Origin of the sequence: Noviluteimonas gilva (assembly GCF_009740395.1) — a bacterium.
In the GTDB taxonomy this organism is placed as follows: domain Bacteria; phylum Pseudomonadota; class Gammaproteobacteria; order Xanthomonadales; family Xanthomonadaceae; genus Noviluteimonas; species Noviluteimonas gilva.
In genome coordinates, this window is the sequence record NZ_WOXT01000004.1 from 159,684 (window position 1) to 174,136 (window position 14,453).

At 66.1% G+C, this 14,453-nt stretch carries 11 protein-coding genes; 1 reads left to right on the forward strand and 10 read right to left on the reverse strand.

All coding sequences use genetic code 11. From position 1 onward, the window contains the following. Positions 1 to 8 precede the first annotated feature (8 nt). Entirely contained in the window at positions 9 to 1,571 is a 1,563-nt protein-coding gene (locus GN331_RS13040; RefSeq protein ID WP_156642681.1) for a DHA2 family efflux MFS transporter permease subunit, read from the forward strand. Between the two features lie 27 nt (positions 1,572 to 1,598). Here the strand turns inward: GN331_RS13040 and radA are convergent, their stop codons facing one another. From radA to GN331_RS13090, 10 genes are all read right to left on the reverse strand, one after another. Further along, positions 1,599 to 2,996: a DNA repair protein RadA gene (radA, locus tag GN331_RS13045; protein WP_156642682.1), complete on the reverse strand. Its 1,398-nt coding sequence runs from the start codon at positions 2,994 to 2,996 to the stop codon at positions 1,599 to 1,601. Between the two features lie 268 nt (positions 2,997 to 3,264). Next, positions 3,265 to 4,338: a polysaccharide biosynthesis/export family protein gene (locus GN331_RS13050; RefSeq protein WP_231734494.1), complete on the reverse strand. Its 1,074-nt coding sequence runs from the start codon at positions 4,336 to 4,338 to the stop codon at positions 3,265 to 3,267. Positions 4,339 to 4,508: 170 nt separating this feature from the next. After that, complete coding sequence (locus tag GN331_RS13055; RefSeq protein ID WP_156642683.1) at positions 4,509 to 5,276, reverse strand: YdcF family protein; 768 nt, start codon at positions 5,274 to 5,276, stop codon at positions 4,509 to 4,511. Positions 5,277 to 5,279: 3 nt separating this feature from the next. After that, a complete protein-coding gene (locus tag GN331_RS13060; RefSeq protein WP_156642684.1) occupies positions 5,280 to 6,440 on the reverse strand; it encodes a glycosyltransferase family 4 protein in 1,161 nt (386 codons plus the stop codon). After that, positions 6,437 to 7,615, reverse strand: a complete 1,179-nt coding sequence (locus GN331_RS13065) for a hypothetical protein (protein ID WP_156642685.1) — start codon at positions 7,613 to 7,615, stop codon at positions 6,437 to 6,439. The genes GN331_RS13060 and GN331_RS13065 overlap by 4 nt, the downstream gene beginning before the upstream one ends. A gap of 35 nt (positions 7,616 to 7,650) precedes the next feature. Next, positions 7,651 to 9,003, reverse strand: coding sequence for a lipopolysaccharide biosynthesis protein (locus GN331_RS13070; RefSeq protein WP_156642686.1), 1,353 nt, complete (start codon positions 9,001 to 9,003; stop codon positions 7,651 to 7,653). 152 nt (positions 9,004 to 9,155) lie between these two features. Continuing rightward, on the reverse strand, positions 9,156 to 10,310 hold the full coding sequence (locus GN331_RS13075; RefSeq protein ID WP_156642687.1) for a glycosyl hydrolase family 28-related protein: 1,155 nt from the start codon (positions 10,308 to 10,310) through the stop codon (positions 9,156 to 9,158). Between the two features lie 153 nt (positions 10,311 to 10,463). Next, complete coding sequence (locus tag GN331_RS13080; protein WP_156642688.1) at positions 10,464 to 11,573, reverse strand: right-handed parallel beta-helix repeat-containing protein; 1,110 nt, start codon at positions 11,571 to 11,573, stop codon at positions 10,464 to 10,466. Next, positions 11,570 to 12,976: an asparagine synthase-related protein gene (locus GN331_RS13085; RefSeq protein WP_197427122.1), complete on the reverse strand. Its 1,407-nt coding sequence runs from the start codon at positions 12,974 to 12,976 to the stop codon at positions 11,570 to 11,572. Before GN331_RS13085 ends, GN331_RS13080 begins: the two co-directional genes overlap by 4 nt. Next, positions 12,973 to 14,451: an asparagine synthase-related protein gene (locus GN331_RS13090; protein ID WP_197427123.1), complete on the reverse strand. Its 1,479-nt coding sequence runs from the start codon at positions 14,449 to 14,451 to the stop codon at positions 12,973 to 12,975. Before GN331_RS13090 ends, GN331_RS13085 begins: the two co-directional genes overlap by 4 nt. Positions 14,452 to 14,453 lie beyond the last annotated feature (2 nt).

Consider the following 14,453-nt stretch of genomic DNA (forward strand, 5'->3'; position numbering starts at 1 on the left):
GCACGTCCATGTCCGCAACGACCGCAAACGCGGCGCCGCTGCCGCAAGCGGGCTTCCGCCCGCCGAACATGGCGCTGACGACGATCGGGCTCGCGCTCGCATCGTTCATGCAGGTGCTCGACCTGACGATCGCCAACGTCTCGTTGCCGACGATCTCCGGCAACCTCGGCGGCAGCGCGAACCAGGCGACGTGGGTGATCACGTCCTTCGCGGTGAGCAATGCGATCGCGTTGCCGCTCACCGGCTGGCTGACGCGGCATTTCGGCGAGCGCAAATTGTTCGTGTGGGCGACGGCGTTGTTCGTCGTCGCCTCGTTCCTGTGCGGCCTTGCCAACAGCATGGGCTTGCTGGTGGCCGCGCGCGCGCTGCAGGGTTTCGTCGCGGGCCCGATGTATCCGATCACGCAGGCGCTGCTGATCTCGATCTATCCACCGCACAAACGGGGACAGGCGATCGCCTTGCTGGCGATGGTGACCGTCGTGGCGCCCATCGCGGGCCCGATCCTCGGCGGCTGGATCACCGACAACTATTCGTGGGAATGGATCTTCTTCATCAACGTGCCGATCGGGCTGTTCTGCTCGTTCGTGGTCGGCCGACAGTTGAAGGGACGCCCCGAGCGCCTCGAAAAGCCGAAGATGGATTACGTCGGGCTGATCACGCTCGTGCTCGGCGTGGGCGCGCTGCAGATCCTGCTCGACCTCGGCAACGATGAAAACTGGTTCCGTTCGAACCTGATCGTCGCCCTCGCGATCCTCTCGACGATCTCGCTCGCGGTGTTCGTCATCTGGGAGATGACGGACAAGGACCCGATCGTCAACCTGCGCCTGTTCCGCCACCGCAACTTCAGTGCGGGCACCGCGGCCCTGGTGCTGGCGTATGCGTCGTTCTTCAGCGCCAGCATCCTCGTGCCGCTGTGGTTGCAGCGCAACCTCGGATACACGGCGATCTGGGCGGGTTTCGCGACGGCGCCGATCGGCATCCTGCCGGTGATCCTGACGCCCTTCGTGGGCAAGTACGCGCACAAGTTCGATTTGCGCATGCTGGCGACGTTCGCGTTCATCGCGCTGTCGCTGACGAGTTTCGCGCGCGCCGGGTTCAACCTGGACGTCGACTTCAACCACATCGCGATGATCCAGTTGCTACAGGGCTTCGGCGTGGCGCTGTTCTTCATGCCGGTGCTGCAGATCCTGTTGTCGGACCTGCAGCCGCACGAGATCGCGGCGGGCTCGGGGCTGGCGACGTTCATGCGAACGCTGGGCGGTTCCTTCGCCGCGTCACTGACGACGTATGCGTGGACCGAACGCGGCGCGGTGCACCACGCGCACATCACCGAAAAACTGTCGGCCTACGACCCGGCGACGATCGACGCTGCTACGCGCCTCGGCAACGGCGACCTGCAACGCGGTGCGGCGGTGCTCGAACGCATGATCTCCAGCCAGGCCGCGCAGATCGGCTTCAACGAGATCTTCCACCTGCTCGGGATCGTGTTCCTGATCGTGATCGCGTTCGTGTGGATCGCCAAGCCGCCGTTCCAGGCGAAGGCCGGGCCCGAAGCCGCCGGCGGGCACTGAGCCCGCAGCGCTTGAACGCGCAGCGCCTCAACTCGCCGCGGACAACGCATCCGACAGGCGTTCGACCGCGATGACTTCCAGCCCCTTGTAGGCGCCCGCCTTCGGCGCATTGCCCTTCGGCACGATCGCGCGCTTGAAACCGTGCGTCGCGGCTTCCTTCAAACGTTCTTCGCCGTTGGGAACCGGTCGGATTTCGCCGGAGAGACCGACTTCGCCGAAGGCGACGGTCTTCTCCGCCAACGGCCGGTCGCGCAACGAGGACAACACCGCGAGCAGGACCGGCAGGTCCGCCGCGGTTTCCTGCAGGCGAATACCGCCGACGACGTTGACGAACACGTCCTGGTCGCCGACGCCCACGCCGCCGTGGCGATGCAGCACGGCGAGCAACATCGCCAGGCGATTCTGTTCCAGGCCCACCGCCACACGACGCGGATTGGACAACGGCGATGCATCGACGAGCGCCTGCACTTCGACCAGCAACGGCCGCGTGCCTTCGCGCGTGACCATCACCGCGCTGCCCGGCTGCGCGGTGCTGCCGCCCGACAGGAAGATCGCGGAAGGATTGGGCACTTCGCGCAGGCCTTTTTCGCCCATCGCGAACACGCCCAGCTCGTTGACCGCGCCGAAGCGATTCTTGAACGCACGCAGCACGCGGAAGCGGCTGCCACTCTCGCCTTCGAAGTACAACACCGCGTCGACCATGTGTTCGAGCACGCGCGGACCGGCGATGCCGCCTTCCTTGGTGACGTGGCCGACGAGGAACACCGCCGTGCCCGTTTCCTTCGCGTAACGCACCAAACGCGCTGCGCTCTCGCGCACCTGGCCGACCGAACCGGGCGCCGCGCTCAGCGATTCGGTCCACAGCGTCTGCACCGAGTCGGCGACGATCACCTTCGGGCGCATCGCGACGGCTTGTTCGAGGATGCGCTCCACGCCGGTTTCGGCGAGCGCATGCAGATGATCGATGGGCAACCCGAGGCGCACCGCGCGCCCGGCCACTTGTGCGAGCGATTCCTCGCCCGTGACATACAGGCCCGGCAACGTCGAGCCCATCTGCGCGAGCGCCTGCAACAGCAACGTCGATTTACCGATGCCCGGATCGCCACCGACCAGCACGACCGCACCTTCGACCAAACCGCCGCCGAGCACACGATCGAACTCGCCGATGCCGGTCGGCACGCGCGCTTCCTCGCTGTGGCGGATTTCGCGCAGCGCGGTGACCTGCGGTGCGTCGATCTTGCCGGCCCAACCGCCGCGTCGCGCCGCCGGCGCGGCCGACGATGCGGCTTCGAGCACGACTTCGCTCAGCGAATTCCAGGCACCGCAGGCATCGCATTGGCCCTGCCACTTGCCGTAGTCGGCGCCGCATTCGTTGCAGACATAGGCGGAGCGATTGGATTTCTTGCCGGCGGCGACTTTGGCCATTGCGACTGCACGTGCGTGGACGATGACGCACTGTAGCCGCTGCAGTCCCACGACGTGCGACAAGCCCTCGGCAAAACGCGCGCATCGAATGCCGGGCATAAAAAAAGGCCGGGGCGGTCCCCGGCCTTGCGACGCCATCCTTGGCGCGCGTCCCTGTCTGAATCCCGTCCGGGCGTCCTTGCCCGGGGGCTCGCGCGGCGCCGTCCCTTACGCCGCGCGAGCATTGGTCTGCCTGCTGTAAAACAGCGTTTCTTCCCCACGTTGTCCCTTACAAGTCGCTCCCGGCCGAAGCCGCGTTGCGGATCAAACCGGAGAACGGCAGCAACTGAGTAACGTAACGGTTCCAGCGGGTGATACCGGCCGGGCCGATCCACACCACGTCGCCGGCCTTCAACGAAAAGCGCGAGGCGACGGCGAATGCAGCCGGCGAAGTGGCGTCGAGGTTGAACACCGCCGCCGGATTGCCCTTGTCGTCCATGCCGCGAATCACGTACACCGCGCTGCCGCGCGAGGTCTCCGGATTCAGGCCGCCGGCGCGGCCGAGCGCCTGCGTCAGCGACAGGTCGGTCGTCTTGAACGGGATCGCCTGCGGATCGCGCGCTTCACCCACCACGTAGACTTCCTTGCGATCGTTGTACGGCAGGAACACGCGATCGCCGGGCTTGAGGTAGATGTCCTGCGCCGCGCCGTCGCGATTGACCGCGTCGAGATCGATGTTGTAGTTGCGGCCATCGCGCGTGAGGATCAGGCCGGACAGGTCGGCGTTCTGCACGTCGACGCCCGCGCGGCCGATCACCTGCGCCAGCGTCTGCGGCACGGTCGTCGTGTCCTGCGGCGCGGTGTTGGTGAAGGCGCCCTGCAGCGACACGCGGCCACCGAAGCCGACGACGTTGACGTCGACCTGCGGATCCTTGAGGTAACGCGCCAGGCGCGTTTCGAGCGTGTGGCGCACCTGCTCGACCGTCAGCCCACCGACCTTGAACTTGCCGGCGTAGGGATAGAACAACGTGCCGTCGGACTGCACCTGGCGGCCGTTGGTGATCGCCTGCTGCTGCGAGCCGGCCGGCGTGGTGAGTTCCGGGTGGTCCCACACGGTGATGATCAGCGTGTCGCCCGGCGCGACTTCGTACGAGGTCGGCTGGAACGCGGTGAGTTCGGCGGGCAAGGTCACCGGCTGTCGCTTGGCGGCGACCAGGTCGGCCGTAATCGGCGTCACCGTGAGTTCCTGGCCGCTGTCGACGATGGTCGATGGCCCCTTCGCCGACATCTTCTGGCCCGGGATGCAGCCGGTCAGTGCCAGTGCGATCGCGAGCGTTGCGATGCGCGTCAGTTGGGTGTTCAAGGTGGAGCCCTCCTAGCTGGGAAGCGCGCGCCCGCGCGCCGGTGTTTTCGAATACCCCAGGACGCCCCGGCGGATGCCCGGGCGAGCCGAATTCAGGTTGTCGGCGGCAGCCTACGGACAGGGTTATGCGCGTCGCGTGAAAACGATGAGCCTTGCCCGCCCTGCCGGGTTCACGCGGTTTTTCTCTCGAAACACGCCGCCATGAGCCCTGCGTACTCTTTCAACGCACGGCCGCTCCGCCACAGGGCACGGCCGCTCGGAACCCATCGGTCGGCCCAGCTGTCGCCCCGGACGGACCGCGGCTCGGGGACCGGCACTTCGATCACCTGGAGCCCTGCCCCGCGGAACAGTACGCTCGCGCGCGGCATGTGGATGGCCGAGGTCACCAGGAGCACCGACCGGATACCGTTCGCGCGGGCGATCTGCGCCGAATAGCGCGCGTTGGTGGTCGTATCTGTGCTGCGTTCCTCCAGCAACAGCGCGTTCTCGGGCACGCCGAACTTGCGCATCCCGCGCGCCATGTTGCGTGCCTCGGTGCGATCGCCTTCGCCGCCGCCGGAAAGGATCACGCGCGGCGCGCGACCGGCGATGTACAGCCGCGCGCCCTGCGCGAGGCGACTGTATTTCAGATCATCGAGCGTGATGCCCGGCCGGCTGATCCACGTATATCCGCCACCGCCGAGCACGACGATCGCATCGGCATTCGGCAACACGTTCGGGGATTCGACGGCGTAGCGATCTTCCAGGGACTCGCGCAACCATTCGGCATTGCGCGGCAGCGACCAGAACGCCGACCAGCCGATCGCGACGACCGCCAGCGCGAACGCCACGCGCCTCCACTTCAGCAGCGCATACACCAGGCCCGCCAACGCGAGCAGCACGAGCGTCAGGGCGAGCGGGAATGTCAGTGCGACGACGATTTCGCTGAAGAACCGCATGCGTCAGGCGGCCGCCCGATTGGGAACGCCGCGCGAGGGCAACAATTCGTCGTACACCTCGATCGTGCGGCGGATGACCATCTGCTCGTCGAAGTGTTCCATCGCCTTGCGTCGCGCTTCGTCGCCGAGGCGACGCACGAGGACGCGATCATCGTCGAGCATCGCCAAACGCTCGGCCAGCGAACGCGCGCAACGCGGTTCGACATGCAGGCCGTCGACGCCGTCCTCGCTCACCACTTCGCGGCAACCGGGGAGGTTCGTCGTGACCACGGCCAGGCCGCACGCCGCGGCTTCGATCAGGCTCTTGGGCACGCCTTCGCGGTAATAGCTCGGCAAGGCGATGACATCCATCGAACGCATCAGCGTCGGCATGTCGTCGACGTGGCCGCGCCAATCGACGAGGCCTTCGGCCACCCAGCCTTCGGCCTGTTCGCGGCTGGCCGAACGCGGGTTGCCCGGATCGGGCGAACCGGCGATCACGAACTCGATGTTGCGTCCCTGCGCGCGCAGCATGCGCGCGGCTTCGATGAACTCGCCGATGCCCTTCTCCCACAGCAATCGCGCCGCCATCAGCACGCGCAGCGGGCGCGGACCGCTGATGGCTTCGACCGGGAGGAAACGTTCGAGGTTGACGCCCGAACTGCGGATCACGCGAATGTGTTGTTGCGGCACCAGGCGCGCGCGCACGAAGGCGTCGGCATCGTCGGGGTTCTGCAGGATCAGGCGCGATTGCTTGCCGCCGAGCGTGCCGCGCATCAGCAGCTTCACCATCGGGCGCAGGGTGCGCGCGAGCATCGCGTCGCTCGCGAACACATAGCCCATGCCCGCGACCGCGTTGACCACCGCGGGCACACGTGCGGCGCGCGCGGCGAGTGCGCCGTAGATCGCGCACTTCACGGTGAAGTTGTGCAGCAGGTCGGGGCGTTCGGCGCGCAGGATGCGCGTGAGCGCGCTGATCGTCTGCGCTTCGCGGAACGGGTTGAGACTCGCGCGATCCATCGTCAATTGGATCCAACGCAACTCGTGCGCCGAGAACCGCTCGCCGAATTCGCCCGGCGGCGAGAGCATGACGACGTCGTGCCCTTCCGCTTTCAGGCGCAGCGCGGTGGACAGTCGGAAATTGTAGAGATACCAATCCGTGTTGGCATAGAAGACGAACTTCATCGGGTGGACTCCGCCAGACGATGGTGATGCAGATACGGCACGTAGGGCTTCTGCGCCGCGACTTCCGTCGCCCGCGAAGACACCACCGAACGCAACATCCAAGGGAAAACCAGGAACAGCAGGAAGCACGAGGCGTAGCGGATGCCCGAGCCCGGGTTGTACATGCCGAAGGGCACGTACGCGATGAGCGTGAGGAGCACCGCCGGCAGCCACGCGAGCACGAGGATCTTGCGGCCGATCGGATCGGGGCAACGGAACGCCTGCTGGATCGCATAGAGCAGCAGGAAGAACACGGTCAGGCCGGAGATGAGGAAGGGCAGCATCACCGGGCGTGCATACACCTCGGCGGGCGTCGGCCCGACGATCGCCAACGGCAAGGTCCACCACAGGCTGGTCAGGTAACCGGTCGTGGTGTCGATGTTGATCCACAGGCGCGTGGTGCCCGAGTCGATCGTGAAATACAGCCGCGCCTTGGGCAGCACTTCGTTGGCGATGTAGTCGTTGATCTGCGGCCACGCCGCGATCACCACGATCCCCGCGATCAACGCCATCAGGAAGGCCTGCACGCCCAGGCTCAATCCGACGCGCGGGCCGCGTTGCACCATCCACGCCATCAGGAAGAACAAGCCCATCGCGCCGCCGAAGGGCGCGCGGATGAACATCAGTCCGGCGACGCACAACACCGCGAACCACCATTTGCCCCACGACGGTTTTCGGTAATACCCGACCGCCGCGCCCATGAAGTAGCCGAGCAATCCGATGTACAGCGATTCGCGCCCGACCACCGAGGCCCACACGCCGAAGCTCGGGATCAACAGGATCGCGAGCAGCGGCCAGCGATACGGCCCATGCAACCGCGCCTGCCCCACCAGGTAGGCCACGCCGCTGGCGGCGAACAGCGAGAACACCAGGTGGGCCAGCACGTCGACCCGGACCAGCCCGACGACGGTCGTGGCGACCTGGGTCACGAAGTAGGTGCGCGCCGAGGCTTCATCGTCGTAGCCACCGGTCAGGTAGGCGCGCGCGTCGCCGAGCTGGCTGAAGCGGCTGTAGATGAAGACGGCGAACAGGGTCCAGCCGACGAAGATCGCGTACACGCTCGCCTTGCCGAGCCGGTTGCGGGCCGGCGGCGTCTGGTGTTCGGCCGCGAGGTCGGCGTAGGGAACTTCGGTCATGACGTTTTGATAACGATTGGGGCGTGAGAGAGAGGTCACGGATGAACGCCCTTCGCGCGGCGCAATTGGCGCACGCCGTGCCAGGTTCCCACCAACAGCACCAGTTCCGCGGCGACCGTCGCCCAGGCGGCGCCCATCTCGCCGAATCTCGGGATCAAGGCGGCATTCAGCAAAATCGCAACGCCCGTGGCCCAGGCCATTGCGTAGACGCGGTAGCGCATGTGCTTGTCGGTCAGCAGCGCCGAGCCCATCGAGGTGGACAGGAACCGGATCGGCGGGCACAGCGACAGCACGATCAGGATGACGATGACGCCGCGATAGGGTTCGCCGAACACGACCGGGATCACGAAGGGCGCCAGGACATCCATGGTCACGCTGACCAGGATGCCGAGCGCGAACATGCCCACGTTGCCGCGCTTGTAGACCATCCAGAACTTCACCGGGTCGTGCACGGCCCAGCGATGCAACTTCGACAACAAAAACTTTTGATAGATGGTCGCGGGGATCAGGTAGATCGCCGTCATGATCGCCAGGCCGATCGCCCAGAAGCCCGCCTGCTTGTCGCTCCCCAGGTACTTCAACAGGATCGTGCTGACCTGGAAGAACACCGGATAGAGGATCGCGATCATTCCGAACGGCCAGGCTTGCGCCCACAGTTCGGACACGCGCGGTTCCTGCACCGGCGCCTGCGTCGTCGGTTCGGGGCCGTGGCCGCGCAGGTCGATCTCCCCGCGCATCACCGATCGCAACAACGGCAAGGCCCACGCCACCATCGCCAGCGAGATCAGCGCGTAGCTGGTCGCGACGAAGCGCCCAGTGAGTTGCGGTACGAGCAACAGGACCATCGCGACGAGCAGGCGACTGACGGGAATCGCGAGTTGCCACCCGGCCATGCGCGCATAGCGATCTTCGAGGCGGTACTTCGTGCTCAACATCTCGATGGTCAGGATGTGCAGCACGACCGGAATGAGCACGAGCAGATCGAACCGCGTGTCCGCATCGGGCGCGACGAACAACGCCCAGCCCACGATGATCGCGATCGCCAGGATCGACGTGCCGACGGTGAAGCGCAACGAAGGTGCGATCCATCGGCGCGCCGCCCACCCTTCCACGCCATAGACGCGCAAGCGGAACTGCGCGAGGCCGAAACCCGCGAGCGGCGCGATCATCGTGATCGTGGCGAGCGAGGACGCGAACAGGCCGTAATCCTGCGGACCCAGTTCGCGCGCGAGCAGGGTTTGCGTGAGGAACACGCACACGGCGCCGACGGCGGTCGCCGCGCCCAACATCGAGATCGTTTTCAAGGCCCGTTTCCAACCGGGCATGAGCCATTGCGCGACGCGCGACGGGCTTTCCATCGTGACGGCGCCTGCCTGTTCCGAATCCATGTGGACGAACTTGCCCCCTGAAGTCCGCGGGACCTTATCGCCAGATACGTGAAGAGCAGGTCGGACAGGGCAAAAAAAGAGGGAAGCGCCCCCCAGCGCTTCCCCCCGCGGCGGGCCCGCGCATGGCGCGAAACCCTTCCGTCCTTTGAAACCTATTTGAAGTAGTTGGTGCCTACGTTGATGTTCGAGGTGATCCCCCGCACCAGGATGTCGCGCTCCACCTTCTGCGAATACCCCGCCATCGAGAAGTCCTTGCGGTCGACGATGCCGTTGCGGGCGTAGTTGCCGTAGAAAGTATTCTGACTGATGTCGCAGCCGCTCGTGCCGTCCTGGAGGAAGATCCCCGTGGCGGAATTCATGCGGACGCTGCACTGCGTGATGGCGATCGCAGTACTGCCGACGGTCACGATGCCGCAACTGCCGTTGCTGATGACCGTGCAACGGCGGATGGTGGTGTTCTGCGAACGCTTGTAGGCCAGCAGGCCGTACTTGCGGTTGCCGCGCAGCACGCAGTTCTCAATGGAGACGTGGTCGGAGATGCCCGGGTCGTCCGGCTCGATGTCGATGCCGCACTCCGGCGCGGTGCCGTTGCTGTAGGAGAACTCGCTGTCGCGGACGGTGATGTTGGTGCCGCGGCCGATCGACAGCCCCTGCCGGCGGTTGTTGGTCGAGACGATGTTGGACACCACGATGTCTTCGCTCGGGATCGGTGCCGCGCCGTAGACCAGGGCCGCACCGATCGACATCCCGTCGCCCCAGCAATCCGACAGGCGCATGTCGCGCACGGTGACGCGCTGCGAACCCCGCACGAACACCGCGTGCCCCCACTCGCCCGTCGACCCCAGGTGCGCGTAGCGGTCGCCGACGACCCGGCCGCCGGAGATCTCCACGTCGGCGACCTTGTAGGCGTAGATCACGTACGACTTCTCGGCGGCGTTGGGCTTGCACACCAGCACGGCGTTCGGGTCCAGCTGGAAGTGCATGTTGCTGCGCAGGTTGATCGACTTCACCGCGTCGACCAGGTAACGGCCCGCCGGCACGAACACCGTGCCCCCTTCGGCGGGCAGTGCCTGGATCGCCGCGTTGATCGACGCGGTGTCGTCGCGCACGCCGTCGCCCCTGGCGCCGAAGTCGCGGACATCCAGCGCCGTGGTGCCGCGCATGCGCGAGACCGGGCGGTAGACCGCGTTCGACATGGCGGCCGCAGCGAAGGGCGTGCTCCCCAGCACGACCGGCGCCGCCGCCAACAACGCATTGCGCAGGAATGCGCGCCGCGCGACCTTCTTCGAATTGCCGACTCCGTCCATCCCCGGCCCCTCCCCTTCACGCCGTGCTAACACGACGTTGCGAGGCGGATGGTTAGCGGGGATCGCTGTGAATTACACGCGCGGATCTGCTGAACCGTGGACTGCACCCCCAATTCACGCAGCTGAATTGGGAAATTCGCCTTGTTTCAGGCATCAATCCAGTCGGTTGTCGGCCGCCACTTTGGGCAGATAGGCGTCGGCGGCGACTTCGAGGTGATGGGCCCAACGCGGGTCCGAGCCGAAGGTCGGCTTGCGCGGGCGGCCCGGCGCGTTGTCGGCGAAGGTGTTGCCGGCGATATCGACGTTGCGCGACTGCTTGCGCAGCGCGATGCCGACCTTCGCGTTACCCCGGATGCGGTTGCCGCGGATCGACAGCCCGTTCGCACCGACGGCGAGGATGCCGGGGTTGCGGTTGTCTTCGATCGTGCAATCGCGGATCAACACGTCATGCGTGTCGTGCCACACCTGGATGCCCGGGCCGCGGTTGCGGCGCACCAGGCAACGTTCGATGCGGACGTCCTTCGCGATGTCGCCCTTGTCGGGTTCGACATCGATGCCCGCCATCGGCGCGGTGCCGCCGGTATCGGCCATCTCGCAATCGTGCACCCACACGCGGCGCGACCGGCCGACGGTGAGGCCTTGCCTGCGGTTGCCGATGAACTTCACGTTGGCGATTTCCACGTCCGTGCTCGGGCGCAGATCCTGGCCGCTGCGCTTCTTGCCGCCGATGGACATCCCGTCGCCCCAGCACCGCGAAATGTGCATGTCGCGAACGACCACGCGCACGCCGTCGTAGATCGCGATGCCGTGGCCCCACTCGCCTTCGGTGCCCAGGTGGCGATCGCGATCGCCGACGATGCGGCCACCGCTGATGCGTACGTCCGTCACCGCCTGCACGAGCAGGACGTAGGCGCGTGGCGCGGCGTTGGGGATCGCGTGCAGTTCGGCGCCGCGCGCCATCTTCAGGTGCACGCCGCTGCGCAAGCGCACGCTGCGCAGGGGATCGATGCGATAGATGCCGCTGGGCACTTCGACGGTGCCGCCGTTGGGCAGCGCGTCGATCGCATCCTGGAAGGCCTGGGTGTCGTCGTGCGCACCATCGCCGCGTGCGCCGTAAGCGCGCACGCCCACCACGCGGCTGGATTTCGCGTACGCCCCGCGCCCAAGCGCAAGCATCGCGCCGCTGCCCGCCAGGCGCGCGAGCAGCGAACGTCGCGAAATCCTTTCGGCGGGCGAATCCCCACCCGCCGATGGCGCCGTCATACCTTGCCCCCCGCCTCCGCCCGGCCCGTCAGCCACGGCAGCAACACCGCGAGCAGGTAGAACTTGGAGGCGTGGTACTTGTTGTCCATGCGCGAACGATTGCGTTCGAGCCACTGTGTCGCACCCGGCAGCATGTAGCGCGCCTCGCGCGATTGCGCGTGCACCGCATCGAAACGCGACTTCGCCAGGCCGCGCACGTCGAAACGGAAGCTGCCCTTGTGCGCGACGTAAGGCAGGTTCGAGAACCGCGTCGCGATGTGCTGGCGCACGAGCACCTTGCTCATGCCGGTGACCGGATCCATCTGCAATTCGGCCGGCACGTCGTTGTAGACCCAATCGCAGAAATGCGGATCGCAGAAGGGATACGCGATCTTCAGCGAGGTCGCGTCGGCCGTGTAGATGCCTTTCGCGAAACCGCCCGCCGCAGCGGCGATGGACAGCGAGATGACGCGGTATTCCTCCGCGCTCGTCGCCGAATCGATCTCCGACAGGAAAGGCGCCAAGCGCTCGCGGGAACTGCGCGAGATGTCGCGCCCGAACAACTCGTCGACTTCGCCGTCGGTGAAGCGCGAACCGGGGAACACGCGCTCCACGGCGTTCATCTGCAACGTGCCGAGCGCGAAGCACAACTCGAAGTTGTTGCTCACCCACGGCAATTCAGTCGCCATGCGCGGCAGGCGGATGCCGCGCGCCAGCCACTTGAGGACTTTGTATTGCGAATTGACCGGAATGCCGAAGTACGTATCCGATCCCAGGCCGTCGACCATGCCATCGCCACCGCCCGACTGGATTTCGAAGGCCAGGTCGACGTAGGACAGCAACGCGAAGTCCGCCGTCAACGACGGCATGCGCGGCGCGACGGCGAGATAGCGATCGTACGCACGCGCCGGGTCGCAGACGAGCGATTCGTGGCGAAGGCCGAGCGTCGTCGCGACGACCTTCGCCGACTCGACTTCGTTCTCTTCCACGCCACCCAGATACGTGATGCACGTCGTGTCGGGGCGCGCGTCGGCGAGCGCGATGGCCAGCGTCGTCGAATCCTTGCCGCCACTTTGCAGCGACCACGGGCCGCGCATCGTCGCGCAACTGGATTCGATCGCCTGGCACAGGTGCGTGTGGTACGCATCGACCCAATCCTTGGTCGGCGTCGCCTTCGCATCGTGGCGCTTGCCGCTGTCGCGCCAACGGAAACCGTAGGCCGTCGATCCCTGCGGATCGCGACCGGCGAGGTTGGCCGACAACGACGCCATGTCCTGCCCTTCGAAGATCGAATGCGGCGGATACACGAAGCCGTTGCGCAGCACGTCGGCCACCGACACATCGTCGATCTTCCGGGCCGTCGGATGCACCGGGATCGGCGACGAGGGCGCCGCCTGCAAGAGTTGCGGAATCACGAGGGTCACGGCGGCGTCGTGCGGGTACGGTGCAACTGGATCCAGGGGAGCACCACGGCCAGCAGGTAGAACTTCGAGGCGTGGTACTTGTTGCCGAGACGATGGCGGTTGCGTTCGAGCCATGTCACCGCGCCGGGCAACACATCGCGCGCCTGCACCGCGAAATCGTGCACGGTGTCGAAGCGCTTTTCGGCGAGGCCGCGCACGTCGAAACGGAAGCTGCCCTTCTTCTTCACGTACGGCAATTCCGGGAATCGCGTGGCGATATGGTTACGGACGAGCACCTTGTTCACCCTGGTCTGCGGATCGATCATCTGATGCGGGGGTACTTCCCGATACACCCACTCTCTGAAACGCACATCGCAGAACGGATAGGACGCCTGCATGCCAAGTGCGCTGCAGGTGTACAGGCCCTTGGCGAACGCACCTGCCGAGCCTGCGATGGACGTCGACATGTCGCGCCACTCATCCAGGCTCGTGGCGGAAGAGATTTCGGCCAGGAACGGCTTCAGGCGGGCCCGCGATGCCTGCGAAACCGGTTTCCCGAAGATTTCGTCGACTTCCGCATCCGTGAATCGCGAACCGGGGAACACCCGTTCGATGGATGTCATCTGCAGCGTGCCGAGCAGGAAGCAGAGTTCGAAACTGCTGGAGACCAACGGTAGCTCGGAGACCGACGATGGCAGGCGCACCCCGCGCGCCAGGCGCATGAGGGTGCGTTGCTGGCGCGACATCGGCGTGCCGAAGTAGCTGTCGGCGCCCAGGCCGTCGATCACGCCATGGCCGCCGCGGCCGGCGATTTCGGTCGCCAGGTCCACGTACGAAAGCAGGGCGAAGTCCGCGGTGAGCAGCGGCATGCGATCGGCGACGGCGAGATAACGGTCGTACGCACGGCCCGGATCGCACATCAGCGTTTCGTGGCGCAGGCCGAGCGTGCGCGCGACGAAGGTCGCCGATTCGACTTCGTTTTCCTCGCGTCCACCGTGATAGGTGATGCACGTGGTGTCGGGGCGCGCATCGGCGACGGCGATGGCGAGCGTCGTGGAATCCTTGCCGCCGCTCTGCAACAGCCACGGCGATCCGACATCGCGCGTGGATTCGCTGACCGCTTCGCACAGCAGGCGGTGGTACGTGCCCACCCAATCCATGTCGTGGTCGGGATGGCCTTCGGTGTCGGCGCGCTTGCCCGAGTCGCGGAACTTGAAGTGGAATTCCGGCGAGGCCTGCATGTCCTGCGACGGCGAGAAGCCGAACGTCACCAGCTTGATGTCCTCGAAGATCGAGTGCGGCGGGTAGACGAAGGCGTTGCGCAGGATGTCGGCGACGGATACGAAGTCGATATTCCGCGCAGGCGCGTCGCCGCCGGCGAGCCCGGTGAAATCGGGCCGTCCGTAATACGGCGACATCGTGATCTGCAGCGGTCCCCGATGGGTGTCCACCGGGGAGGCGAGCGTTCGCGCGTCAATCGTGGTCGATGCGTTCATTG